General features: G+C 67.5%; 22 protein-coding genes. 9 read left to right on the top strand and 13 right to left on the bottom strand.

Translation table 11 applies throughout. The features are described from left to right. Nucleotides 1-78: 78 nt before the first annotated feature. On the bottom strand, nucleotides 79-945 hold the full coding sequence (locus MF270_RS10960) for a glutathione S-transferase (protein WP_238365922.1): 867 nt from the start codon (nucleotides 943-945) through the stop codon (nucleotides 79-81). A gap of 210 nt (nucleotides 946-1155) precedes the next feature. Between MF270_RS10960 and MF270_RS10955 the strand changes: the two genes are divergently transcribed. From MF270_RS10955 to MF270_RS10930, 6 genes are all read left to right on the top strand, one after another. Next, on the top strand, nucleotides 1156-2034 hold the full coding sequence (locus tag MF270_RS10955) for an RNA polymerase factor sigma-32 (RefSeq protein WP_238365921.1): 879 nt from the start codon (nucleotides 1156-1158) through the stop codon (nucleotides 2032-2034). Further along, nucleotides 2031-2822 carry a ChaN family lipoprotein gene (locus MF270_RS10950; protein WP_238365920.1) on the top strand — a complete coding sequence of 264 codons (792 nt, stop codon included), beginning with the start codon at nucleotides 2031-2033 and terminating at the stop codon, nucleotides 2820-2822. Before MF270_RS10955 ends, MF270_RS10950 begins: the two co-directional genes overlap by 4 nt. A 54-nt stretch (nucleotides 2823-2876) precedes the next feature. Then, complete coding sequence (gene coaBC, locus MF270_RS10945; protein WP_238365919.1) at nucleotides 2877-4076, top strand: bifunctional phosphopantothenoylcysteine decarboxylase/phosphopantothenate--cysteine ligase CoaBC; 1200 nt, start codon at nucleotides 2877-2879, stop codon at nucleotides 4074-4076. 53 nt (nucleotides 4077-4129) lie between these two features. Beyond that, nucleotides 4130-4579 (top strand): dUTP diphosphatase, encoded by a 450-nt coding sequence (dut, locus tag MF270_RS10940; protein WP_238365918.1) that lies wholly within the window; start codon nucleotides 4130-4132, stop codon nucleotides 4577-4579. Next, nucleotides 4576-5616: a HesA/MoeB/ThiF family protein gene (locus tag MF270_RS10935; RefSeq protein WP_238366043.1), complete on the top strand. Its 1041-nt coding sequence runs from the start codon at nucleotides 4576-4578 to the stop codon at nucleotides 5614-5616. The genes dut and MF270_RS10935 overlap by 4 nt, the downstream gene beginning before the upstream one ends. Nucleotides 5617-5771: 155 nt before the next feature. Then, complete coding sequence (locus MF270_RS10930) at nucleotides 5772-7784, top strand: M3 family metallopeptidase (protein WP_238365917.1); 2013 nt, start codon at nucleotides 5772-5774, stop codon at nucleotides 7782-7784. Between the two features lie 206 nt (nucleotides 7785-7990). Here the strand turns inward: MF270_RS10930 and MF270_RS10925 are convergent, their stop codons facing one another. Together MF270_RS10925 and MF270_RS10920 are read right to left on the bottom strand one after the other, a co-directional pair. Beyond that, a complete protein-coding gene (locus MF270_RS10925) occupies nucleotides 7991-8965 on the bottom strand; it encodes a TraB/GumN family protein (protein WP_238365916.1) in 975 nt (324 codons plus the stop codon). A gap of 196 nt (nucleotides 8966-9161) precedes the next feature. After that, a complete protein-coding gene (locus MF270_RS10920) occupies nucleotides 9162-11138 on the bottom strand; it encodes a bifunctional 2',3'-cyclic-nucleotide 2'-phosphodiesterase/3'-nucleotidase (protein ID WP_238365915.1) in 1977 nt (658 codons plus the stop codon). Nucleotides 11139-11311: 173 nt separating this feature from the next. Between MF270_RS10920 and nudC the strand changes: the two genes are divergently transcribed. Both nudC and MF270_RS10910 read left to right on the top strand, forming a co-directional pair. Then, the gene (gene nudC, locus MF270_RS10915; protein ID WP_238365914.1) at nucleotides 11312-12280 is read left to right on the top strand and encodes an NAD(+) diphosphatase; all 969 of its coding nucleotides are present in this window, start codon (nucleotides 11312-11314) and stop codon (nucleotides 12278-12280) included. A 51-nt stretch (nucleotides 12281-12331) separates the two neighbouring features. Further along, nucleotides 12332-12799: an SRPBCC family protein gene (locus MF270_RS10910; RefSeq protein ID WP_238365913.1), complete on the top strand. Its 468-nt coding sequence runs from the start codon at nucleotides 12332-12334 to the stop codon at nucleotides 12797-12799. A gap of 15 nt (nucleotides 12800-12814) precedes the next feature. Here MF270_RS10910 and MF270_RS10905 read toward each other — a convergent pair whose 3' ends face one another. Together MF270_RS10905 and MF270_RS10900 are read right to left on the bottom strand one after the other, a co-directional pair. Further along, on the bottom strand, nucleotides 12815-13399 hold the full coding sequence (locus MF270_RS10905; protein WP_238365912.1) for a YdeI/OmpD-associated family protein: 585 nt from the start codon (nucleotides 13397-13399) through the stop codon (nucleotides 12815-12817). A gap of 340 nt (nucleotides 13400-13739) precedes the next feature. Then, a complete protein-coding gene (locus MF270_RS10900) occupies nucleotides 13740-15368 on the bottom strand; it encodes an AMP-binding protein (RefSeq protein ID WP_238365911.1) in 1629 nt (542 codons plus the stop codon). Nucleotides 15369-15487: 119 nt separating this feature from the next. Here MF270_RS10900 and MF270_RS10895 point away from each other — a divergent pair, with 119 nt between their 5' ends. Continuing rightward, on the top strand, nucleotides 15488-16141 hold the full coding sequence (locus tag MF270_RS10895; RefSeq protein ID WP_238365910.1) for a sulfotransferase family 2 domain-containing protein: 654 nt from the start codon (nucleotides 15488-15490) through the stop codon (nucleotides 16139-16141). 382 nt (nucleotides 16142-16523) lie between these two features. On the opposite strand, the gene MF270_RS10890 is transcribed toward MF270_RS10895, so the two are convergent. The 8 genes from MF270_RS10890 to MF270_RS10855 form a co-directional block, all read right to left on the bottom strand. Then, on the bottom strand, nucleotides 16524-18722 hold the full coding sequence (locus MF270_RS10890; protein WP_238365909.1) for a 3-hydroxyacyl-CoA dehydrogenase NAD-binding domain-containing protein: 2199 nt from the start codon (nucleotides 18720-18722) through the stop codon (nucleotides 16524-16526). After that, entirely contained in the window at nucleotides 18719-19144 is a 426-nt protein-coding gene (locus MF270_RS10885; RefSeq protein WP_238365908.1) for a hypothetical protein, read from the bottom strand. The genes MF270_RS10890 and MF270_RS10885 overlap by 4 nt, the downstream gene beginning before the upstream one ends. A 40-nt stretch (nucleotides 19145-19184) precedes the next feature. Further along, the gene (locus MF270_RS10880; RefSeq protein WP_238365907.1) at nucleotides 19185-19694 is read right to left on the bottom strand and encodes a hypothetical protein; all 510 of its coding nucleotides are present in this window, start codon (nucleotides 19692-19694) and stop codon (nucleotides 19185-19187) included. 109 nt (nucleotides 19695-19803) lie between these two features. Further along, the gene (locus MF270_RS10875) at nucleotides 19804-21015 is read right to left on the bottom strand and encodes an acetyl-CoA C-acetyltransferase (RefSeq protein WP_238365906.1); all 1212 of its coding nucleotides are present in this window, start codon (nucleotides 21013-21015) and stop codon (nucleotides 19804-19806) included. Between the two features lie 132 nt (nucleotides 21016-21147). Next, nucleotides 21148-21786 carry a glutathione S-transferase family protein gene (locus MF270_RS10870; protein ID WP_238365905.1) on the bottom strand — a complete coding sequence of 213 codons (639 nt, stop codon included), beginning with the start codon at nucleotides 21784-21786 and terminating at the stop codon, nucleotides 21148-21150. 290 nt (nucleotides 21787-22076) lie between these two features. Further along, nucleotides 22077-23252, bottom strand: coding sequence for an acyl-CoA dehydrogenase family protein (locus MF270_RS10865; RefSeq protein ID WP_238365904.1), 1176 nt, complete (start codon nucleotides 23250-23252; stop codon nucleotides 22077-22079). Nucleotides 23253-23276: 24 nt separating this feature from the next. Beyond that, nucleotides 23277-23489 carry a hypothetical protein gene (locus tag MF270_RS10860; RefSeq protein WP_238365903.1) on the bottom strand — a complete coding sequence of 71 codons (213 nt, stop codon included), beginning with the start codon at nucleotides 23487-23489 and terminating at the stop codon, nucleotides 23277-23279. A 70-nt stretch (nucleotides 23490-23559) separates the two neighbouring features. Next, complete coding sequence (locus MF270_RS10855) at nucleotides 23560-25341, bottom strand: acyl-CoA dehydrogenase C-terminal domain-containing protein (protein WP_238365902.1); 1782 nt, start codon at nucleotides 25339-25341, stop codon at nucleotides 23560-23562. Nucleotides 25342-25351: the final 10 nt, after the last annotated feature.

The raw sequence follows: 25351 nt of genomic DNA, 5'->3' as shown, positions 1-25351 counted from the left end.
GCAGGACGGAATATCGTGGAGCGGGCGTCCGCAATGCGGTGCGGCTGGCGTGATTGTTTCCGCCAGCCGAATCGATCTTCAGACCAGTGCCATGAAGGCCGGCCAGGCCTCGGGGTCGTTCACTGTCTTGTCGCGGCAGAAGGCGTTGCAGAAGCCAAAGGTGCGGCCCTCCATTTCCATCAGATGCGTGACCGGGTCGCCGGAATAGGGGCAGGTCGCGTTTTCCGCCGTGCCGCTGTCGATCGCCGTCGCTGCGCGCGGCGCGGGGCCGGGCCAGGGGCGGCGGGGCAGGTCGATGGCATAGGGCTCGGGGTCATAGGACTTGGTCAGCCCCATGGCGCGCCAGCGGCGGACGGCCGGATCGGCCAGCGTGCGCGTCACGTAGTCCTGCGCCGCCGCGCCAACCTCGAGGCCGTAGCCGGCGATCCGGGCGCAGACCGGGGCGTAGAACGCATCGGCGAGGCTGTAGTCTCCGAACAGCCAGGGCCCGTCGGTCTTGCGCGTGGCGCGGGCGTGGTCCCACAGCGTCTCGATCCGGGCCAGGTCCGTGCGAACGGCCTCGGACACCTCGAACCCCGCGTATTGACGCAAAAGTTGCATCGGGCAGGCGCTGCGCAGCGCGCCGAAGCCGGCATGCATCTCGGCCGCGAGCCAGCGCGCGGTGGCCCGGTCGGCCGCGTCGGCGGGCCAGAGACCGGCCTCCGGGTGCCGTTCGGCCAGGGTTTCGGCCATGGCCATCGTCTCGCCCACCACGGTGCCGTCGGGCAGCCGCAGCGTCGGCACCAGCCGCGCCGGGGCCAGCGGGGCGAGGTCCGCGGCCATGGTGCCGGTATAAAGCCCGACGAAACGCGTCCGCACCGGGATGCCGAATTTCTCGAACATCAGCCAGCCGCGCAGGGACCAGCTGGAAAAGCTGCGGTCGCCAAGAAAAAGGTCGTATGTCATGGGCTTGTCCATCCAGAGGCAATGCGCCGACCGTTGCAGAGCCGGTCCCATCAGGAAAGCGAATTGTCTTGATGGCGGCCATCAGCTTTCGTGAAACGCAGCGCCCGGCAGAAGTTTTTTGCCCCCGGAATGGAACCAATCGGCGGGTTGCCGCGTACATCATATAAAAGCCGCGTTCAGCGCGGCGTGATGCTTACGCTGGGGGTTACGATGGCTTTGGACATGCAACAGGACTTCTCTCTCTCGCGGATCGCGATGAAGGCAGAGATGCTGGACGCCGAGACCGAACGCACCCTTGCCTATGCCTGGCGCGACAACCGCGACGAGAAGGCGCTGCATCGCCTCATCACCGCCTACATGCGGCTCGCGATCTCGATGGCCAGCAAGTTCCGCCGCTACGGGGCCCCGATGAACGACCTGATCCAGGAGGCGGGGCTGGGCCTGATGAAGGCCGCGGACAAGTTCGACCCCGACCGCGGCGTGCGGTTTTCGACTTATGCGGTGTGGTGGATCAAGGCCAGCGTGCAGGATTACGTGATGCGCAACTGGTCGATGGTGCGCACCGGCTCGACCTCGTCGCAAAAGGCGCTGTTCTTCAACATGCGCCGCGTGCAGGCGCAGCTGGAACGCGAGGCGCTGCAGCGCGGAGAGAACCTTGACCGGCACCAGATGCATCAGCTCATCTCGATGGAGATCGGCGTGCCCTTGCATGACGTCGAGATGATGGAGGGGCGGCTCTCGGGCTCGGATTTCTCGCTGAACGCCATGCAGTCCTCGGACGAGGACGGCCGCGAGTGGATCGAGACCATCGAGGACGAATCCGAGCAGGCGTCGAGCCTGGTCGAGGAGGACCACGACCGCGCCCACCTGCGCAGCTGGCTGGTCGACGCGATGGGCGCGTTGACCGAACGCGAGCGCTATATCCTGCGTGAACGCAAGCTGCGCGACGACGCGCGGACGCTGGAAAGCCTCGGCGACGAGATGGGGCTGAGCAAGGAACGCATCCGCCAGCTCGAGGCGGCGGCGCTGGGCAAGATGCGCAAGCACCTGGAATCGCATTCCGGTGAGGCGCTGGCGCTGCTGGCATGACCCGCTGGCTGATCCCGGCCCTTGCGCTGGTGATCGCCCTGGCGGCGCGCGCGGTCCTGGCGCAGGCGGCGCCGCAGGCCGCGATCTACTTTCTTGGCGAAACCCACGACAACCCGACTCATCACGCGACCCAGGCCACCACCGTGACCGCGTTGGCGCCGCGCGCGCTGGTCTTCGAGATGCTGACCGAGGCGCAGGCCGCCGAGGTCACGGCCGAGAACCGGGTCGATGCGCACCTGCTCGAGACCGCGTTGGGCTGGGCTGACGGCGGCTGGCCGGATTTCGCCATGTACTACCCCATCTTCGAGGCCGCGCCCGAGGCCGCGATCCATGGCGCCGGCCTGCCGCGCGGCGCGGCCCGGAAGGCGCTGGAGCAAGGCGTTGCGGACTATTTCGGTGACGCCGCCCCGGTCTACGGGCTGACGGTGCCGCTGGACGAAGAGGAACAGGCCGCTCGCGAGGCGATGCAGGCCGAGGCGCATTGCAATGCCCTGCCGCCCGAGATGCTGCCCGCCATGGTCGAGCTGCAGCGCCTGCGCGACGCCATGCTGGCGCGCGAGGCGCTGCGCGCGCTCGACGCGACCGGGGGGCCGGTCGTGGTCATCACCGGCAACGGCCATGCGCGCCGGGACTGGGGCGCGCCAATCTACGTGGCCGCCGCGCGCCCCGACGTGCCGATCTTCAGCCTGGGCCAGGGCGAGGCGGGCGCGACGCCCGGCGGCGCGTTCGACCAGGTGACCGACGCGCCGGCGGTGCAGCGGGACGATCCCTGCGCCGCCTTCAATTGACTTGGGGGGGGCGCCCCCCTATCCCTGCGATGGTCCCTGAACCCGGAGAGGCCCATGCTGGCAGGCAAGCGCATCCTTCTGATCGTCGGCGGCGGCATCGCGGCCTACAAGACGCCCGAGCTGGTGCGCCAGCTGCGCGCCGCCGGGGCCGGTGTCTCGGTCGTGCTGACCCGCGCGGGGGCGGAGTTCGCCACGCCGCTCAGCCTGTCGGTCGTGGCCGGCGAGGCGGTGCACGAGGATCTCTTTGACGTCTCCAAGGAAGCCGAAATCGGGCATATCCAGCTGTCGCGCTCTGCCGACCTTGTGCTGGTGGCGCCCGCGACCGCCGACCTGATGGCCAAGATGGCGCAGGGGCTGGCCAATGACCTGGCCTCGACGCTGTTGCTGGCGACCGACACGCCGGTGCTGATCGCGCCGGCGATGAACGTGCGCATGTGGGACCACCCGGCGACCCAGCGCAACCTCGCGCTGCTGAAGGGCGACGGCGTGCGGCTGGTCGGCCCCGACGTGGGCGACATGGCCTGCGGAGAGCACGGCCCCGGCCGCATGACCCAACCCGAGGGGATCGTCGCGGCCTGTGCCGATCTGCTGGCCGACGGGCCGCTCAGGGGCAAGCGGGTGCTGGTGACCTCGGGCCCCACGCATGAACCCATCGACCCGGTGCGCTACATCGCCAACCGCTCGTCCGGCGCACAGGGCACGGCGATCGCCCGCGCGCTGGCCGGGCTCGGGGCCGAGGTGGTGTTCGTCACCGGTCCCGCCGACGTGCCCCCGCCTGATGGCGTGCAGGTCGTGCGCGTCGAGACCGCGCGCGAGATGCTCGAGGCCGTGCAGGCCGCGCTGCCGGTCGACGCAGGCGTCTTTGCCGCCGCCGTGGCCGACTGGCGCGTCGCGCGCGCGGCGACGTCGAAGATGAAGAAGGAGGCCGGCGGTCTGCCCAGCCTCGAGTTCGCCGAGAACCCGGACATCCTGAAGACCGTCAGCCGGATGGAGTCCGGGCGGCCCGGCCTTGTCGTGGGCTTCGCCGCCGAGACCGACGACGTGATCGCCCATGCCACCGCCAAGCGCGACCGCAAGGGCTGCGACTGGATCGTCGCCAATGACGTGAGCCCGGCGACAGGGATCATGGGCGGGTCCGAGAACGCGGTGCACCTGATCACCGGCGCGGGGGTCGAGGATTGGCCGCGCATGGGCAAGGATCTCGTGGCGCGGCGGCTCGCGGACCGCATCGCGACGGCGCTCGGGGCGGGTTAGGGAGCCTCCGGCGGGAGTATTTGGGGAATAATGAAAGGGATTTGCGCGTGGTCGTGATCGAGTTTCTTTGGGACGAGGGGGCGGATCGGTCGCTGGGGCTGCCAGCCTATGCCACGGCCGGTGCGGCGGGGGCGGATCTGCGGGCAAATTTCCCGGACCGGGGCGAGGTCGTTCTGGACCCCGGCGCGCGGGCGCTGGTGCCGACCGGGCTGCGGCTGGCGATCCCCGAGGGCTACGAGGTGCAGCTGCGGCCGCGCTCGGGGCTGGCGTTGAAGCACGGGATTACGCTGCCGAACAGCCCCGGCACCATCGACAGCGATTATCGCGGGCCGCTGGGCGTGATCGTGATGAACGCGGGGACGGAGCCGTTTACCGTCAAGCATGGAGAGCGGATTGCCCAGATGGTCGTGGCGCCGGTGGTGCAGGCCGGGTTCGAATTGGTCTCGGTTCTCAGCGGCACCGCCCGGGGGACGGGCGGCTTTGGCTCGACGGGGCGCGGCTGATGATCGTGCTGGTTCTCGCCGCACTGATCCTGGCGCTGGGCTGGGCCTTTGATGTGCCATGGCGGGTGCGGGGCGCGGCGCTGGGTGCGCTTTGGGGCTTTGTCGTGCTGGCGCAGCTGGTGCTGCCCCAGGGCAATGGGCTGCGCGACGCCATGGGCGGGTCGGTCGCGCCCTGGCTCTTGCTGGCCGGGGCCGTGGCGCTGGTGCTGGCCTACCGCGTCGTGCTGCTCAAGCTGCGCGAACGGGCGCAGCCCGAGGCCGAGCCCGAGGCGAAGAAGCCCCTGTTTTCCGAGACAGAGCTCGACCGTTACGCCCGCCACATCGTGCTGCGCGAGGTCGGCGGGCCGGGGCAGAAGCGGCTCAAGCAGGCCAAGGTGCTGGTGCTGGGCGCCGGTGGCCTGGGTGCGCCGGCGCTGCAATATCTCGCCGCCGCCGGGGTCGGGACCATCGGGGTGATCGACGACGACGTGGTCGAGAATTCCAACCTGCAGCGCCAGGTGATCCATACCGAGGACCGGATCGGCATGCCCAAGGTCTTTTCGGCCGAGGTGGCGATGCTGGCACAGAACCCGCATGTCGCCGTGAAGCCTTACCACCGCAAGTTCGACGCCGCGATCGCGCAGGACCTGGTGGCCGAGTACGACATCGTGCTGGACGGCACGGACAATTTCGCCACCCGCTACCTGGCGAACGAAGCCTGCGCGGCCGTCGGCAAGCCGCTCGTCTCGGGCGCGCTGAGCCAGTGGGAGGGGCAGCTGTCGGTCTTTGACCCGGCGCACGGGGCGCCCTGCTATCGTTGCGTCTTTCCCGAAGAGCCGGCCGAGGGGCTGGCGCCCTCCTGCGCCGTGGCCGGGGTGATCGGCACATTGCCGGGCGTCGTCGGCGCGATGATGGCGAACGAAGCGATCAAGATCATCACCGGCGCCGGGGCCGCGCTGCGCGGCGAGATGCTGATTTATGACGGGCTCTGGGCCGAGACGCGCAAGATGCGAGTCAAGCGGCGAGACGATTGCCCGGTCTGCGGGACGCGCGGATAGGGCGGGTGCCTCCGGCGGGAGTTTAATGGCAAGATGAAGGGTGGATCGGCGCCGCTGCTGGAGCCTCCGGCGGGGATATTTGCGGCAAGTTGACGGGGATCGTGATTGTTCTTTGAACGGGGCGACCCTAGGTTTCGGGCAAAGGAGTTCACGCCATGACCAACCCGCTGCTGTCCAAATGGGACACGCCCTTCGAGATCGCGCCCTTCGAGCGGATTACCGACGATGATTTCGCCCCCGCCTTCGAACAGGCGCTGGCCGCGCATCGCGCCGAGGTCGAGGCGATCGCGGACAACCCCGAGGCGCCGACCTTCACCAACACGATCGAGGCGATGGAGGCTGCCGGCAAGGCGCTGGACAAGGTCCTGTCGGTGTTCTTCACCGTGGCGGGCGCCGACAGCAACCCTGCGCGGCAGGAGCTGCAGCGGGAGTTTTCCCCGAAGCTCGCTGCGCATTCGTCCGAGATTTCCGGCAACAAGGCGCTGTTTGGCCGGATCGACGCGCTGTGGGACCAGCGCGACGCGCTGGGGCTGAGCGAGGAGCAGGCGCGGGTTCTGATGCTGACCCGGCGCGGCTTCGTCCGCTCGGGCGCGGCGCTGGAGGGGGCCGAGGATGCGCGGATGCGCGAGATCAAGGGGCGGCTGGCTGTCCTTGGGACGCAGTTCACGCAGAACCTGTTGGCGGAAGAGTCCGGCTGGAAGATGGAGCTGGAAGAGGCCGATCTGGAGGGGCTGCCGCAGTTCCTGGTCGATGCCGCGCGCTCGGCCGGGGAGGGCGGCAAGCCCGTCATCACCACCTCGCGGTCGCTGGTCACGCCCTTCCTGCAATACTCGCCCCGGCGCGAGCTGCGCGAGAAAGCCTGGCGCGCCTGGACCGCGCGGGGCGCCAATGGCGGCGAGACCGACAACCGGGCGATTGCCGCCGAGATCCTGGCGCTGCGCGAGGAACGCGCCAAGCTGCTCGGCTACCCGTCCTTTGCGGCCTACAAGCTCGAGACCGAGATGGCGGGCGACCCGTCCCGCGTCCGCGCGCTGCTCATGGATGTCTGGGGCCCGGCCAAGGCGCAGGCCGAGGCGGATGCCGCCAAGCTCGAAGAGATGATGCACGCGGATGGCATCAACGGCCGGCTCGAGCCCTGGGACTGGCATTACTATTCGGAAAAGCGGCGCAAGGCCGAGCATGACCTCGACGCGGCCGAGCTGAAGCCCTACCTGCAGCTTGACCGGATGATCGAGGCGGCGTTCGACTGCGCGAACCGGTTGTTCGGGCTGGAGTTCAAGCCGCTGCGCGTGCCGCTCTACCACCCCGATTGCCGGGCCTGGGAGGTGACGAAGCGCGGCGAACACGTGGCGGTCTTCATCGGCGATTACTTCGCCCGCGGCTCCAAGCGGTCGGGCGCCTGGTGTTCGGCCATGCGCGGGCAGGCGAAGTTCCCGAAAGTGCAGGCGCCGGTGGTCATCAACGTGTGTAACTTTGCCAAGCCGCCGGCGGGGCAGCGGGCGTTGCTCAGCTACGACGACGCGCGGACGCTGTTCCACGAGTTCGGTCATGCGCTGCACCAGATGCTGTCCGACGTGACCTATGAATCGATCTCGGGCACCAGCGTGGCGCGCGATTTCGTCGAGCTGCCGAGCCAGCTGTACGAACATTGGCTCGAGGTGCCGCAGGTTCTGGAGCGCTTCGCGACCCATGCCGAGACGGGCGATCCGATGCCGCGCGAGATGCTTGAAAAGGTGCTGGGCGCGGCAACCTACGACCAGGGCTTTGCCACGGTGGAATATGTCGCCTCGGCCATGGTCGATCTCGATTTCCACGACGGTGCCGCGCCGGCCGATCCGATGGCGGCGCAGGCCGAGACGCTGGCGCGGCTGGGCATGCCCCATGCCATCGCCATGCGCCATGCCACGCCGCATTTCGCGCATGTCTTCTCGGGCGATGGCTATTCGTCGGGCTATTACAGCTACATGTGGTCCGAGGTGATGGATGCCGACGCCTTCGCCGCCTTCGAGGAAAAGGGCGATGCCTTCGACCCCCACCTGGCGGAAAAGCTGCGGGTGAACATCCTGTCCACCGGCGGCTCGCGCGAGGCCGAAGAGCTCTATACCGCCTTCCGTGGCCGGATGCCGGGGGTCGAGGCGCTGCTCAAGGGCCGTGGCCTCGCCGCGTGATCGCGCGTCGGGCGGGCCTCGGCTCACCCGTTCGAACACGGATGTGGGGGTGGGGTTTCACCCCACCGCGGAGGTCGGCAGGGCCCCTCGGTTCGGCGGTCGACCGGGGGTCACGCGAATTCGGATGTGTGGGGCACCCCACCTTGGTGGTCGCGACTGGCGCGCCTCCTCCAGGTGTACGGTGGGGTTTCACCCCACCTTGCGCCTCAAAACCCCTGCCGCTCGAGGCTGAACCCCTCGGCCTCGAGCAGCGCGAGCAGCCCGTCCGCTCCGCCCAGGTGCGCCGCGCCGACCGGGCCGCCTTCGCTGGCCGCAAGGATGCGCGGCAGCCAGGCCGCGTTGCGGCGGGTGAGCAGCAGGTCGCGCGTCTCGGCCATCTGGTCGTCCAGGTCCGCCTCGGTCAGGTCGGGGTTGTTCTGGCCCGCCTGCCAGCGCGAGAGGGCCCAGACCGCGCCATGCGCCTCTTCGAAATAGAGCGCCATGAGCGTGGCGAACTCGTCCTCGGCCCGGGCCGCATCGGGCAGGGCGCTTTCCAGCATCTCGAGTTGCTCGTCCATCGGCATGTCGGCAAAGAGCGAGAACAGCGTGTCATAGGGTTCCAGCGCCTGCATCGGGATGTTCTCGGCCTCGGCCAGAGCGATGATCCGGTGATCCAGCCCGTTCGGCCCCGCCGTCAACTGCGCCGCGGCGCAGGGGGGCACGGCCAGCAGCGTCGCCAGGTACCAGGGCCGGAACTTGGCCGCCATGAAGCCCGGCACGCCGCGCGCGCTGGCAGCCTGCGACAGGCGCTGCCATTGGTCCTCGGGCAGCAGGTCGGGCAGAGTATCGGCCGTCAGCGAGATCAGCGACGGGTCGCGCGCGAGGGCCGCCTGCAGCTCCATCTGCTCGGCCGGGGTCATTTCCAGCAACACGCGGTCGGCCCCCGCGACCAGGGGCGCCAGGCGCGCCATCACCCCGTCCAGCCGCGGATCGCCCACGTGGACCGTGCCGACCAGCGTGACGACAGCGTCGCCGCGGCGGGCCGTCCAGTGGTTGCCCGCCGGAAAGGGCATCGCCGCCACTTCGGCCGCGATGCTCTCCGTCACCGCTTCGGGCAGGCTTGGCCGCAGGTCGCGCCCGTTGCAGGTGGCGCCGGCCACGGAAGGCAGCAGGAAGGCAGCAAGGATCAGCAGGCGGCGCATGGGCAGTCATCCGGTTGGGGCAGGTCACTGCCCAAAGTGCACCCTGCGCCGGGGGATGCAAGCCGGAAGGGGCGGGGCAGGGGCGGGCGGCCGCGCCAGCGGCCGCCCGCCCCCCGGGCGACGCCGTCAGGCGGCGCGACCCATCATGGTGTCGAAGCCGCCTGGCGGTGCGACCCGTTGCGATCCGCTCACGCGATCACAGCGTGATGCGGAACAGCGCGAAGCCATCCGCGCCATCCCCGGCCTCTTCGATCGTCACGCCCTTGACGTCGCCCATCAGCTCGCGCGCCTTGGGGCCGGTCTCGAACAGCACGGTGGTGCCGTCCAGCGGGGCAAAGGACCAGTTGGCATCCGCCGAGGGGTTGATCGTGCCCTGTTCGACAATGTAGCGCACGATCACGTCGCGGTTGGTGTCCGGCCCCTCGAAGATGATCGTGTCCCCGGTGCCGGGGAAATTGCCGCCGCCGGAGGCGCGGTAATTGTTCGTCGCGATGACGAACTCCATGTCGTCCGTGACCGGCGCGCCTTCGAACGCGAGGTTCACGATGCGCTGGGCCTCCGCGTTCTCGACCTCGCCCTTGGGCCCGAACTTCGACGGCTGGCTCAGGTCGATCTGGTAGGTCACCCCGTCGATCACGTCGAAATTGTAGCTGGGGAAGTCTGGGTTCAGCAGCACCGCGTCCGAGGCGCCGGCTTCGACCTGGTTGAACATGCCGGCCGAGCGTTCCAGCCAGTCGCGCAGCTGCGCGCCGGTGACCTTCACCGCCCGCACGGTGTTGGGATAAAGGTACAGGTCCGCCACGTTCTTGATCGCCACCGGCCCCACGGGCACGTCGGTGTAATAGTCCGGGCCGCCCCGGCCCCCGGCCTTGAAGGGCGCGGCGGCCGACAGGATCGGCAGCCCTTCGTATTCCGTCCCGGCCAGCATCTGGCCGATGTACCATTGCTGCGCCTTCGAGACGATCTGCACCGACGGGTCGTCGGCCACCAGCGCGAAATAGGAATGCAGCGGCGCGGCGGTCTCGCCCACGGCGCGGCGCACATAGGCCAGCGTCGCTTCGTGATCGGCGCGGGCGGCCTCGAGCACGGCCGCGTTGTCCTCGACCAGCGCGGTGATCGACCGGTCCTCGTTCCGCTTCGAGATCGGCCGCGCCTCGGTGGTGGACGAGACCACGCGCCACTCGCCGCCCTCGCGCTCCAGCAGCAGGTCGATGAGGCCAAGGTGCGAGCCCCAGAAGCCGCCCATCACGGCCGGCTTGCCGTGGATCAGGCCGGCCTCGGCGTCCACCGCCGCGTAATCGGCATAGGTCGGCGAGGGGAAGACAAGGTGCGAATGGCCCGTGACCAGCGCGTCGATCCCGTCGACCCCGGCCAGCGGCACGCTCGCATTCTCCATCCCGTCCTCGCGGTCGGCGCTGCCGATGCCGGAATGCGACAGGGCGATCACGATGTCGGCGCCCTGTTCGCGGATCTCGGGAACATAGGCCTCGGCCGTCTCGACGATGTCGCGGGCCTGCACGTTGCCCTCGAGGTGCTTGCGGTCCCAGTTCATCACCTGCGGCGGGGTGAAGCCGATGATGCCGATGCGGATCGGATGGGTCTCGCCCGCGCCATCGGTCACCTCGCGGTCAAGGATCACGTAGGGCTTGAACAGCGTGGTGTCATCGCGCGGCCCCGCGCCGGTCTCGGTCGCGATATTCGCCAGCACGATGGGGAAGTCCGCCCCGGCGGCGGCCTTGGACAGGAAATCGAGCCCGTAGTTGAACTCGTGATTGCCGATGGTGGCGACGTCGAACCCCACGGTGTTCATCGCGGCGATGACGGGGTGCATGTCGCCCTCCTTCATCCCCCGCTCATAGGCGATGTAATCGCCCATCGGGTTGCCTTGGAGGAAATCGCCATTGTCCACCAGCAGCGTATTGGTGGCCTCGGCGCGGATCTGCTCGATGATCGAGGCGGTGCGCGACAGGCCCACGGTGTCGATGGGGCGGTCGGCGTAGTAGTCATAGGGGTAGACGTGGACGTGCAGGTCCGTCGTTTCCATGATCCGCAGGTGGGCCTGGTTGGCGGCCGCGCGGGCGGAATAGGGGTGCAGAACGATAAGCGCCGCGCCGGCAGAGGTTCCTGCAAGGAACGCGCGGCGGGACATGCTGGGGGTGAACTTGCCGGTCATTTTGACCTCCCTGGTCTATCTATGCGGGCAGTCTAGCAGGATTCGGCGTCGCCTCGGTGACAAACCGGGGCGGTGCAGAGTGACGTCGCGGCCGGTTGCCGCGCCAAGCGGCAGATTGCCATGCCCGCGCGCCCATGGCATTGATCCCGCAACGGAATGCGGGGAGGCGCGCGATGAAACTGGCGGAAACGGTGACCTTCGGCGGATCGGCTCTTGACCGCGCGGCCGAGCTGCGCGGCGATTCGGAGGCGCTGGCCGAGGCGCGGCTTGATCGCGGCGCGCGGACAATCGTCCACTGGCGCGGCAAGCCGCTGATGTGCGGCGACCGCCAGGGGGAACTGGCACGCCTGCCGCTCGACCACCCGATCCTGCGCGAGGCGTCCGAGCCGCCGCTGCTGCTGGGACGCGAGGACGGCGCGGTGATCTTCGCCCATGACATCTCGCCCTGGCAGCCCGAGGGACAGGACACCGAGAGCGTCGGCGCCTTCCGCGATGCCTCGTCCCAGCACTACCCGGGCACGCCGGGCGATCACCTCTTCTACGACCTCAAGCAGAAGATGTGGCACATGTCGCCCCGCGACGCCGAGCTCTCGGCCACCGCGCGCGCGGTCATGGGCTGGCACCGCAGCCACCGCTTCTGCTCTGCCTGCGGCAGCGAAAGCGCGATGGCGCAATCGGGCTGGCAACGCAATTGCCCCGCCTGTGGCGCCAGCCATTTCCCGCGCACGGACCCGGTGGTCATCATGCTGATCCTGCACGGCAATTCGGTGCTGATGGGGCGCAGCCCGGGCTGGCCCGAGGGGATGTATTCCCTGCTGGCCGGTTTTGTCGAGCCGGGCGAGACGATCGAGGCGGCCGTGCGCCGAGAGGTCTGGGAAGAGGCGGGCGTTTCGGTCGGCCAGGTCGACTACCTGTCGTCCCAGCCCTGGCCCTTCCCGTCGTCGCTGATGTTCGGTTGCAAGGGCACGGCCACCAGCGAGGCCATCGAGATCGACCCGAACGAGATCGAGGATGCCCGGTGGATCACCCGCGAAGAGATGATGCAGGTCTTCGCGGGCGAGCACCCGGTGCTGGGCCCCCCGCGCAAGGGCGCCATCGCCGAATTCCTCTTGCGCATGTGGCTTGCGGACAAGCTCGATTGAGGCGAAAATGACGCGCATCACCCTCCAGCAAGCAAGAGAGGCCGGGCAGACATGAAATTCTCGACCAAGGAAGACATCGAGGCGCCGATCGACCAGGTGTTCCAGATGGTGGCCGATTTCGAAGGGCTGGAACGGTCCGCCTTGCGTCGCGGGGCCGAGGTGCGCCGGGTCGACAAGATGACGGAAAAGGCGCCGGGGCTCGAATGGAAGGCCAAGTTCCATTTTCGTGGCAAGGACCGCGACGTGGACATCAAGCTGGTCGAGTACAACCCGGACACCGACCTGTGTGCCCAGGGCACGACCGACGGGCTGGATTGCATCGTCAAGGTCGAGTTGGTGGCCCTGTCACGCAAGCGCACGCGGATGAGCCTCGACGTGGATCTCGAGGCCAAGACCCTGGCGGCGCGGCTCTTGCTGCAATCGCTGAAACTGGCGCGTAATACGATCAACAAGAAGTTCAAGGACCGGATCGCCGGCTACGCCAAGGACATCGAAGACCGGTTCCAGCGCAAGGTCTGACCCGCGCGGCCGTTCTTATCGGTCGTGCATCCCCTTGCCCGCGAGGATCCGCGCCGCGTGCTTGTCGATCCGCGCCGCGCGGGTTTCGGGCCTTTTCGCCCCCGCAAAATGCAGCACGTAGCCCCGCTGGCGCCCCGGTGTCAGCGCGGCAAAGGCGGCGGCCAGTTCGGGGTCCGCGTCCAGCCGCTCGGTCAGCTCATCGGGCCAGTCCGGGCCCGCCTCGCTGAAGGTGACCCTTAGGCCCTGCGCCTCGTTCTCCACCGCCCGCAGGATCAGCGCCCGCAGGCTCTCGGCCCGCTCCGCGACCTCCTCGGCGCCCGACAGCCGCACCACCCGGGCCGAGCGTGAATTCGGCCCCGGCGGCTCGAGCAGCCCCTCGGGGTCAGCGACCAGCACACCCTTGAAAAGCGACAGCACCGGCCCGTCCCTGAGCCCCCACAGCGTTGCGACATTGCCGCCATGGGCGACATAACAGGGCGCGCGCCATTTCCAGACCTCCTCGACCGGGCAGGACAGCAGGATCTCGCGAAGCGCCCACAGGGCCGGCTGCCAGTCGCCATCGCGCGCAAAGAACGCGGCAATCTTCGGATCTTCACTCATCGCGTCCTCCGCGTTGACTGGACCGGCGCATCAATGCATCCCGACCCCACTTCATCTTGCCAATAAACTCCGGGGAGCGCGAGGGGCTGGCCCCTCGCTCCGACACTGGCCAGGGACGCCTCCGGCGGGAGTATTTGGAGAATAATGAAAGGAGGGGTGTTCCGTCTTGCTGCATCGATGCCTCCGGCGGGCATATTTTGTGAAAGATGAATGCAGGCGTGCTCCGATCCCTTTCATCTTGCCGGACATATCCCGGAGAGCCCGAGGGGCAGAGCCCCTCGGTTTGCCAGGTCCGCGCCTTCGGTGCGCGGGGTTGGCCCCTCACGCCCGTCCCGGCCGCCTAGAGCGACTTTGCCTTGGTGCGCAGCTCGAACTTCTGGATCTTCCCGGTCGAGGTCTTGGGCAGCTCTTCGAACACCACCTTCTTGGGCGACTTGAACCCCGCGAGGTGCTCGCGGCAGAAGGCGATCAACTCGGCCTCGTCCGCGGTCCGGCCCTCGATCAATTCGACGAAGGCGCAGGGCACCTCGCCCCATTTCTCGTCCGGCTTGGCGACCACGGCGCAAAGCGAGACGGCGGGGTGCGACATCAGCACGCCCTCGACTTCGACCGACGAGATGTTCTCTCCGCCCGAGATGATCACGTCCTTGGCCCGGTCGGTGATCTGCACGTAGCCATCGGCATGCTGCACGGCCACGTCGCCGGAATGGAAGTAGCCGCCCGCAAAGGCTTCTTCGGTCGCCTCGGGGTTCTTGTAATAGCCCTTCATCACGCCGTTGCCGCGGAACATGATCTCGCCCGGGTGTTCGCCGTCGCGCTCGACCGGTTCGAGCGTGTCCGACATCGGCGTGATCTCCTCGAGGCAAGGCATGGGCACGCCCTGCCGGGCCTTCATCGCCGCGCGGGCCTCGCCCTGCAGGTCGTCCCAATCCCCGGGTTTCCACACGCATTCGGACCCGGGCCCGTAGGTCTCGGTCAGCCCGTAGACCTGGGTGATGTTGAAGCCCATGGGCTCGATCTTGGCCAGCGTCGCCGGGGCGGGCGGAGCGCCGGCGGTGAAGACCTCGACCACGTGGTCGAAGTCGCGGCGGTCCTCGGGTTGGGCGTTCACCAGCATGTTCAACACGATGGGCGCGCCGCCGAAATGGGTCGCGCCCTCGTCGGCAAAGGCGTCGTACATCGCCTTGGCCGTGATGTCGCGGCAGCAGATGATCGTGCCGGCGACGAGCGGCATCATCCAGCTGTGGCACCAGCCGTTGCAGTGAAACAGCGGCACGATGGTCAGGTAGCGCGGATAGAGCGTCATCCGCCACGAGACCGGCTGCGCCTGGGCGTTCAGATGCGCCCCCCGGTGGTGGTAGACCACACCCTTGGGCCGCCCCGTGGTGCCCGAGGTGTAGTTGAGCGCGATGCTCTCCCATTCATCCTCGGGCATGATCCAGTCGAACTGCGGGTCGCCCTCTGCCAGCAGCTCTTCGTATTCGGTGTAGCGGCCCGCAGCGGGGTGGCCGGCCTGGGGGTCGGCGACCTCGATGATCTCGGGGCCCTTGCCCTCCATCCGCGCCACGGCCTGCTCGGCGAGGCCCAGGAAAGCGGTGTCGACCAGGACCATCTTGGCCGCGCCATGGCCGAAGATATAGGCGACCGTGTCGACATCGAGCCGGATGTTGATCGCGTTCAGCACGGCGCCGCAGGCGGGCACGCCGAAATGCGCCTCCACATGGGGGGGCAGGTTGGGCAGCAGGGTCGCGACCACGTCGCCCGGCCTGATCCCGCGCGCGGCCAGCGCCGAGGCCAGCCGCGAGACGCGGGCATGGTACTCGGCATAGGTCTTGCGGAAACTGCCGTAGACCACGGCCTCGCGGTTCGGGAACACGTGCAGGGCGCGCTGGAGGAAGCTCAGCGGGGTCAGCGGCACGTAGTTCGCGCGGCACTTGTTCAATCCGGTCTCGTCGGCCAGCCAGCCCATGGTCACCCTCCCGTGGTTTGTCGTGCCGAGATTAACCACAGGTCTTGCGCTGGGGAAGGGCGCTTCCCTCGCCGTGGCGCGCGCGGTAGACCATGTCGCAGGACAAGGCAGGCGGACCGATGATCATCTCGCCCGGGCGCGGCTACATCTTCGTGCATATCCCCAAGACCGGCGGGACGGCGATGGCGCTGGCGCTCGAGGCGCGGGCGATGAAGGACGACCTGATGCTGGGGGACACGCCCAAGGCGCTGAGACGCCGGCGGCGGCTGGCGGAGGCTTCCGCGCGGGGGCGGCTCTGGAAGCATTCGACACTCGCGGATATCGAGGGGCTGCTGAGCCGTGAGCAGATCGCGGGAATGTTCTGCTTCACGCTGGTGCGCAACCCCTGGGACCGGGTGGTCAGCTATTACCACTGGCTTCGGGAACAGGGGTTCGACCATCCGGCGGTGACCCTGGCGAAGCAGGTGGATTTCCCGGTATTTCTTGCCGATCCCGCCACGCAGGCGACCCTGCGGTCAAATCCGGCCGCGCGCTACATGCAGAACTCGGACGGGGCGGCCTATCCGGCCCACTATCTCCGGCTCGAGCACCTGCCCGAGGACATGGCGCCGCTGGCACGGCACCTCGGTTTTTCTCCCTCCCTCGACCGCGTCAACGCCTCGCCCCGCGAGACGGATTATCGCCGTTACTACGACGACGAGGCGGCCGGCTTGATCGAGACGCTCTGCGCCGAGGACATCGCCCGGTTCGGCTACCGGTTCGACCCAACCTGAGCCCGTGTGATCCAATTGCGTGCCAGAGGCACAAGATGATCAGCACCTGCGGTGCCGGTCAGGGGGCGCTGCCCCCTCGGCCCTTAAGGGCCTCACCCCCGAGGTATTTGAGAAACAATGAAGCAGCAGGGTCTTCGTCTCTTCATCGTTTTTCAAATACCTCGGGGGGAAGCGCCGCAGGCGCTGGGGGGCAGGCCCCCCGCCCGTGCGCCCGCAGGGCGCACGGGCCCCCGGCGACGGGCTTGCCCGGCGCAAAACCTGGCCTGCCGACGGGCTTGCCCGGCGCAAAACCTGGCCTGCCGACGGGCTTGCCCGGCGCAAAACCTGGCCTGCCGACGGGCTAGCCCGGCGCAACCTCGTCGGGGTCGCGCCGGGGCCATTTTCACGCGGCGGCGGCCTTCTGGCCGAAGCGGCCGTAGAAGCTTTGACCCTTCTCGGCCATCTCGCGCAGCAGGGGCGGGCAGGCGAAGCGGTCGCCGTAGGCGGCCTGCAGCTCGTCGCAGCGGTCTGCCGCGCATTCCGCGCCGATCATGTCCAGCCAGCTGAGCGGGCCACCCGACCACGGGGCAAAGCCCCAGCCGAGGATGGCGCCCACGTCGCCTTCGCGGATGTCTTCCAGCACGCCTTCTTCCAGCGCGCGGACCGCTTCCAGCACCTGGGAGAACATCAGCCGGTGCTGCACGTCGATCAGCGAAGGCTGCTCGGTTCCCGCGGTGTCGAACTTGTCGCGCAGGCCCTGGTAGATGCCCAGCCGCTTGCCGCTTTCGTCGTAATCGTAATAGCCGGACTTGGTCTTGCGCCCCAGGCGCCCCTGGTCGAAGAGCCAGAACAGCACCTCGTCTGCGCCGCTGTCATAGGCGTTCCCCAGCGCCGTCTTGGTCGCCTTGGCGATCTTGACGCCGAGGTCGATGGACGTCTCGTCGTTCAGCTGCAGTGGCCCCACGGGAAAGCCCAGCATCTGCGCGGCATGTTCGATCAGCGCCGGTTCGATCCCTTCGCCGACCATGCGGACCCCTTCGTTGATGTAAGGGATGATGCAGCGGTTGGCGTAGAAGAAGCGCGCGTCGTTGACCACGATCGGCGTCTTGCGGATCTGCCGCACGTAGTCGAGCGACTTGGCCACGGCGCGGTCGCCGGTCTCGGCGCCCTTGATGATCTCGACCAGCATCATGCGTTCGACGGGCGAGAAGAAGTGGATGCCGATGAACTGGTCGGGCCGCTTGGACGCCTTGGCCAGGTCGGAGATCGGCAGGGTCGAGGTGTTGGTGGCAAAGATGCAGTCGTCGGGGATCACCGCCTCGACCTTCTGGGTCATCTCGGCCTTGACGGCGGGGTCCTCGAACACCGCTTCGATGATCAGGTCGCAGCCGGCGAGTGCCGAGAGGTCGGTGGTGGCGGTGATGCGCGACAGCATCGCCTCTTTCTTTTCCGGCGTCGCCTTGCCGCGCTTGATGCTCTTGTCCATGTAGGTCTCGGAATAGGCCTTGCCGCGGTCGGCGTTTTCCTGGGTCTGGTCGATCAGCACGACCTCCATCCCGGCCTGGGCCGAGACCAGCGCGATGCCCGCGCCCATCATGCCCGCGCCCAGGACGCCGACCTTTTTCACGCTCTGGTCCGGCACGCCCTCGGGACGCACGGCGCCCTTGTCCAGCGCTTCCTTGTTGACAAAGAGCGACCGGATCATCGCCGTCGAGGTCGGGTTCATCAGGATGTTGGTGAACCAGCGCGCCTCGATCCTGAGGGCCGTGTCGAAATCGACCTGCGCGCCCTCGTAGACCGCGCTCAGCAACGCGCGGGCGGCCGGGAAGGCGCCCTTGGTCTTGCCGTTCACCATGGCATTGGCGCCGACAAAGGTCATGTAGCCGGCCGGGTGGTACGGGTCGCCGCCGGGCATTTTGTAGCCCTTGGTGTCCCAGGGCTTGACGATATCCGCATCCTTGGCAGTCAGCACCCAGTCGCGCGCCGCGGCGACCGGGTCGTCGACCACCTCGTCGATGATGCCCGCGCCCTTGGCCTTCTTGGGATCGACCAGCTTGCCTTCCAGCAGGAAGGGAGAGGCCGCCATGGCCCCCAGCTTGCGCGTCATCCGCGTGGTGCCGCCGGCGCCGGGGAAGATGCCGATGAGGATCTCGGGCAGGCCGATCTTGGCCTTGGGGTTGGTCGCGGCAAAGATCCGGTGCGTGGCCAGCGGCAGTTCCAGCCCGATGCCCACGGCGGTGCCGGGCAGGGCCGAGGCGATGGGCTTGCCGCCCTTGTTGGTCTTGGGGTCCATGCCGGCGCGTTCGATCTTGCGCAAGAGGGCATGCATCTGCATCACCCCCTCGAAGAGCCCGCGCGCCGGGTCGTCGCCCGCGCTGCCCTTCATGGTCGCCAGGATGTTCAGGTCCATGCCGCCGGCGAAATCCGGCTTGCCGCTGGTGATGACGATGCCCTTGACGGCGTCATCCGCCAGCGCATCGTCCACCGCGTCGGAAAGTTCCTGCAGCGCCTCGAGGTTCATGACGTTCATGGACTTGCCGGGGCAGTCCCAGGTGATCGTCGCGATGCCGTCCTGGTCTTTCGAAAGCGTGAAATCGGTCATGTCGTGCCTTCCGTCTTTGGGTCGCGCCCGGTCCAGCTGTGGTGTCCGCGGGCGTTGAGGATGGAGGAGAGCTTGTAGCCCTCCGAGGTGTGGTGGATCAGCCCCGAGGACACGTAGGGCGCGGTCGCCCTGTGCCCGCGGCTGAGCAATTCGGTCTCGTAGGTGCCGATCACGGTGCCGTCGCCGCAATCTTCCAGCCGGATCGGCTTGCGCAGGATCTGGTCAAGCTTGAGGGCCGTGCAGGCCAGCAGGTAATTGTCGAAGTTGCGCCGCATCGCCTCTTCGGTGCCAAGGGCGACGGGGCCGTCCTTGGTGACCATCGAGAAGGGGATCAGCGTCACCCGCCGCCAGGCCGCGTAGTCGCGGTTGATGAACGGGGTCGAAATCGCCTCGAGAAAGGCCACGAAGTCGTCATGCGTCACGATCCGCCCCCCGCGTTCGCACCGGCTTGCGTGGCCCCGGTCATTTCTTTGCCCGCCAGACTGGCGTCGCGTCGAGCCCGGCCGCCACGAAGGGCACCTGGCGGTTCGACACCTCGGTCTCGATCCCCACGGCCCGCCAGCGCCCGCCCTCGAAGACAAGCGGCATGGTCGAGACATAGGGCGGAACCAGCGGCCTGCCGTGTTGCAGGATGAAGGTCCGATGCGAACCGACGATGCGCGTGCGCCGGTCGTCCGCCCAGTCGGCCGCGCGGCAGATCCGGTGGTAGGCATTCGCCCCGAGCCGCAGCAGGCTGGTGCGCAGGGTGCGGGACATGGCGACGAAATCCGCGTCGCTGGCCAGCCGAACCTCGTAATCGGCCATGCGAAAGACCGCCGGAGTCGCCAGGTGGAGGGACAGCTCGTCCCAGCGCTCCTGCCAGAGAACCAGGTCGACGGCGTCGAGGTTGGCCTGGTAGATCTCTTTCGGATCGGCCTGGCCGGGCGCAGGTGGGGCCTGTGTGGCATCTCGCTTTTCATGCCGTTCGATCATTCCTGCCTGGCCTCCCCTGACCCTCGCGTCAGCCCGAGCCTACAGTGATGCAGCCGGATCGCGCTAGGGTAATCAATCCCGGAGGCGTTGCACGTTTCGCGAATGCGCCTCAGACCCGCTCGATGATGGTGGCCGCGCCCATGCCGCTGGCGATGCACAGCGTGGCAAGGCCGGTGCCCTTGCCCGTGCGCTCGAGCTCATCGAGCAGGGTACCGATGATGATCGCCCCGGTCGCGCCCAGCGGGTGCCCCATGGCGATCGACCCGCCGTTGACGTTGATGCGGTCCATGTCGACGTCGAAGGCCTGGGAAAAGCGCAGCACGACCGAGGCAAAGGCCTCGTTCACCTCGAAGAGGTCGATGTCGGAAATCGCCATGCCGCTGTCGGCCAGGATCTTCTGCGTCGCCGGAACGGGGCCGGTCAGCATGATCGTCGGGTCGGTGCCGATCTTGGCCGTGGCCTTGATGCGGGCGCGGGGCTTGAGCCCCCATTTCTTGCCGAACTCGGCATTGCCGATCAGGATGCCAGCCGAGCCGTCCACGATGCCGGAGCTGTTGCCGGCGTGGTGGATGTGGTTGATGCGCTCGAGATGCGGGTATTTCATCAGCGCCACGGCGTCGAAGCCGGGCATCACCTCGCCCATGTCCTTGAACGACGCCTTCAGCGCGCCAAGGCCCTGCATGTCGGTGCCGGGGCGCATGTATTCGTCGGTTTCCAGCACCGGCAACCCGTTCTGGTCGCGCACGGTGAGGATGGACTTGGCGAACCGCTTCTCGGCCCAGGCCTCGGCCGCGCGGCGCTGGGATTCCACGGCCAGCGCATCGGCGTCGTCACGGCTGAAGCCGTATTCGGTGGCGATGATGTCGGCGCTGATGCCCTGCGGGACAAAGTATTTTTCCATCGCCACGGTCGGGTCCACGGCCACGGCGGCGCCGTCGCTGCCCATGGGCACGCGGCCCATCATCTCGACCCCGCCGGCGATATAGGCATCGCCCGCGCCGCCCTTGACCTGGTTGGCGGCGAGGTTCACCGCCTCCATGCCGCTGGCACAGAACCGGTTGATGGCAAGGCCGGGGATCGATTCATCGAGCTCCGAGGCCAGAACGGCCGTCCGCGCGAGGCACCCGCCCTGTTCCTTGACCTGGGTGACATTGCCCCAGATCACGTCCTCGACCGCGTGGCCGTCGAGGCCGTTGCGTTCCTTGAGGCCGTTGAGGATCAGCGCCGAGAGGCGGACAGAGGTGATCTCGTGCAGCGCGCCGTCCTTGCGGCCCTTTCCGCGCGGGGTGCGGATCGCGTCGTAGATAAAGGCTTCGGTCATCATGTGGTCCTTTGTCGGATCAACTGGTGTTGAGTGACAGGTGGGGCCTTCGGGGGCCGTGTTGCAAGGGTGACGTGGCGGCGGGTCACGTAAACTCCGTTGCGTCACATGGGGCCCGCCGCGCCGCCCCGGTCAGGCCCGGTCGGACGGATGGCCCGGCATCAGGTCATAGGGGTGCTTCCAGCCGTCGAGTGCCTCGATCCCGCCGAGCCAGCGGTCGATATTGGCCCATTCGGCCCGGTCGAACCCGAAGGGCTCGGGGTAGAAGAGGTAGCCGCAGCACGAGAAATCCGCATTGGTCGGCCCGTCGCCGACGATCCAGTCGCGCCCCGCCAGATGCGCGTCAAGCGTGGCGTAGGCCGCTTTGAGCCGCCCCTGGGAAAAGGCGATCACGTCCGCGTTGCGGTGTTGTTCCGGCAGGAAGTTCATCAGGAATCGCGTCATGCCAGCCTGGGAAGAGAGCTTGTGATTGTCCCAGAACATCCAGCGCATGACCTCGCGCGCCTCTTCCGGCGTCGCGCCGCCGAACTTGCCGGATTTTTCGGTAATGTACATCTGGATCACGCCCGACTGGCTGATCCGCGTATCGCCATCGACAAGCACCGGCGCCTCGCCCATCGCGTTGACGTCGGCGCGGTATTCGGGCGTACGCGTCTCGCCGTTGAAGAAGTCGACCTTCACCGGTTCCCAGTCGAGGCCCGAGAGCGCCAGCGGCAGCGCCGCCTTGTAGGAATTGCCGGATTCGCCGAAGCAGTAGAGTTTCATGGTCATGGGTCTGTCCCTGTTGTGAGCGTCGGACCGGGGGTTTCACACCCCCGGACCCCCGTGGAGTTTATTGGCAAGATGAAGCGGATCTTTTCATCTTTGATTAACCTTGGCTTGCTTTCATCGTCCTGCGTCGACAGCTGGAGAGCGACCCGGCGTGCAAGGTGAAGCCCCGTGACCGATATATCTGGTAGCCAATCCGGTGAGGCGGCACGGGGTGGATCTTTCCCAGATCCTCTTCATCTTGCCAATTAAACTCCCGCCGGAGGCTCCCTCCCTCTCCGCCCGCGCAGGTTTCACCGTTTCGGGCGGGCCGAGAAGCTGCGGGAAATGAGCTCCTTCATGATCTCGTTGGTGCCGCCGTAGATGCGCTGCACGCGGGCGTCGGCCCACATCTCGCCGATGGCATAGTCTGCCATGTAACCGTAGCCGCCGTGCAGTTGCAGGCACTCGTCCAGTACCTCGCCCTGCGTGTCCGAGAGCCAGTATTTCGCCATCGAGGCTTTCTCGGTCGTCAGCTGGCCGGCCATGTGTTCGGTGATGCATTCGTCGAGGAAGGCGCGGGCGACGGTGGTCTTGGTCAGGCATTCGGCCAGCTTGAACCGGGTGTTCTGAAACTGGGTCAGGGGGCCGCCGAAGGCTTCGCGTTCGTTGCAATAGGCGATGGTCTGGCGGACGGCGCCCTCCATCGCGCCCACGGCGCCACAGGCGAGCAGCAGGCGTTCCTGGGGCAGTTGCTGCATCATCTGGTAGAAGCCCTGGCCCTCTTCGCCGCCCAGGATGTTTTCGGGCGGGATCGCGACGTTGTCGAAGAAGAGCTCGGAGGTGTCGGCCGCGTGGCTGCCAACCTTTTCCAGGTTGCGGCCGCGCGAGAAGCCCGTGGCGCCCTCGGTTTCCAGCACGACCAGCGAGACACCCTTGGCCCCGGCATTGGGGTCGGTCTTGGCGGCGACGATCACCAGGTCGGCGTGCTGGCCGTTGGAGATGAAGGTCTTCTGCCCCGAGAGCCGGTAGGCATTGCCGTCGCGGATCGCGCGGGTGCGGATGCGTTGCAGGTCGGACCCGGTCGATGGCTCGGTCATGGCGATGGCGGCGACCATCTCTCCCGACGCCAGCCTGGGCAGCCAGCGCTTTTTCTGCTCTTCCGAGCCATAGGCGAGGAGGTAATGGGCGACGATGCCGGAATGTACGTTCAGCCCCTGGATCCAGCTGGCGAAGTTATGCGCGGCGCCGACCAGCCCCAGCACCGCCTCGAAGCCGAAATCGCCGCCGGCGCCGCCGTACTCTTCCGGGATCGAGGGGCAAAGGAACCCGAGCTCTCCCGCCCGGGTCCAGACCGAGCGGTCGATCTGCCCCGCCCTGCGCCACTCGCCGAAATGGGGCGTCCATTCGTCGTCGATGACGCGGGCGAGCGTTTCGGCGAAGAGCCGATGTTCGTCGCTTTCCCAGGTCGATATGCGGTCCAGTGCCATGCTCCCCCTCCCAAGGTCGTTGCGTCAGCGCTTGCGGGCGTCGAGCTCTGAGTTGAAGAGCCGCAGCCGGTGGCTGAACGTGTCCTGATCGATGATGCTGTCGAAATGTTCGAAGAGGAAGGACAGTGCCTCGCCCTCGTCCAGCCCGGCCTCTTGCGAAAAGCGTTTGAGGCGGCGGTAGCCGTCCTCGGTCATGGCGACCGGAAAGCGGCGGGTCAGGCGAAAGCGTTTCGGCATGTCTCCTCCTCGGATCGGCCCGGTTGCCCGGGCCATCGGGCGGGCGCCGAGGTGCCCACCCGTCCCGGGCTCAGAAATTGGCCGCGTCGAGGGCCATCACCGGGTCCGCCCCGCTTTCGATGCGCTTCAGGTGCAGCGCGGTGGCGGGCAGGCGGCGGGCCATGTAGTAGCGGCCGGTGATCAGCTTGGTCTCGTAGAACGCGGTGTCGGATGCACCTTCGGCCAAGGCCGCCTTGGCTGCAAGCGCCATTTGCGACCACATCAGCCCCAGGCAGACATGGCCGAAAAGGTGCATGAAGTCGGTCGATCCGGCCAGCGCCGCGTTCGGGTTCTTCATGCCGTTCTGCATGAAGAACATGCCGGCGGCCTGAAGGTCCTTGGACGCCGCCTTGAGCGGCTCGAGGTAATCGCGGGCAAAGTCTTCGTCCGCGTCCTTGTTGTCCTTGATGAAGGTTTTCACCAGCTCGAAGAAGGCCATGACGTGCTTGCCGCCATCGGCCGCCAGCTTGCGGCCCACGAGGTCCAGCGCCTGCACGCCGTTCGCGCCCTCGTAGATCATTGCGATGCGGGCGTCGCGGGTGTATTGCGACATGCCCCATTCCTCGATGTAGCCATGGCCGCCGTAGACCTGCTGGGCCTGCACGGTCATGTCATAGCCCTGGTCGGTGCAGAACCCCTTGATGACCGGGGTCAGCAGGCTCACCAGCCCTTCGGCGGCGGCATCATCTGCGCGGTGCGAGCGGTCGATCATCGACGCGCCCCAGAGCATGAAGGCGCGGGCGCCCTCGGTAAAGCTTTTCTGATCCATCAGCATGCGGCGGATGTCCGGGTGCACGATCAGCGGATCGGCCGGGCCGTCCAGGTTCTTGATGCCGGTCACGTCGCGGCCCTGCAGCCGGTCCTTGGCGTAGATGACGGCGTTCTGGTAGGCGATCTCGGCCTGGGCCAGACCTTGCATGCCGACGCCGATGCGCGCCTCGTTCATCATGGTGAACATCGCGCGCATGCCCTTGTGCTCGGTCCCCAGCAGGTAGCCGGTCGCCTCGTCGTAGTTCATGACGCAGGTGGCATTGCCGTGAATGCCCATTTTCTCTTCGAGCTTGCCGCAGCTGACGCCGTTGCGGGCGCCCAGGCTGCCGTCCTCGTTCACCAGGAACTTGGGCACGATGAAGAGCGACACGCCCTTGATGCCCTCGGGGCCGCCGGGGATCTTGGCCAGCACCAGGTGGATGATGTTGGACGACATGTCGTGTTCGCCGGCCGAGATGAAGATCTTCTGGCCGGAAATCTTGTACGTGCCGTCCTCCTGCGGCTCAGCCTTGGTGCGCATCAGGCCGAGGTCCGTTCCGCAGTGTGGTTCGGTCAGGTTCATAGTCCCTGTCCATTCGCAGGATACCATGTTGGGCAGGTAGGTGGCTTTCTGTGCCTCGGTCCCGTGTGCGAGAATTGCCGAGGCTGCCCCGTGAGTGAGGCCCTGGTACATGGTGAAAGCCTGGTTGGCGGAAGAAAACAGCTCGCCCACCGCGGTTCCGAGGACATAGGGCATGCCCTGTCCGCCGAATTCCTCGGGCATGTCGAGACCGGGCCAGCCGCCCTCGCGCATCTGGTCGAACGCTTCCTTGAAACCCTCCGGCGTGCGCACGACGCCGTTTTCCAGCCGACAGCCCTGCTGGTCGCCGACCAGGTTGAGGGGCGTCAGGACCTCGGATGCAAGCTTGCCCGCTTCTTCAAGCACGGCATTGGTGAAATCGGGTTCCAGCTCTTCATAGCCGGGGACGTCCGATTTGCTTGCTTTCAGGACCTCGTGCAGGATGAACTGCAGATCCTTGACCGGTGCGGTGTAACTGGGCATCGGGTTTCCT

The organism is Mesobacterium pallidum, from assembly GCF_019966535.1.
Lineage (GTDB): Bacteria > Pseudomonadota > Alphaproteobacteria > Rhodobacterales > Rhodobacteraceae > Mesobacterium > Mesobacterium pallidum.
The sequence above is the reverse complement of the archived record's forward strand: the minus strand, read 5'-3'. Positions and strand labels throughout refer to the sequence as shown.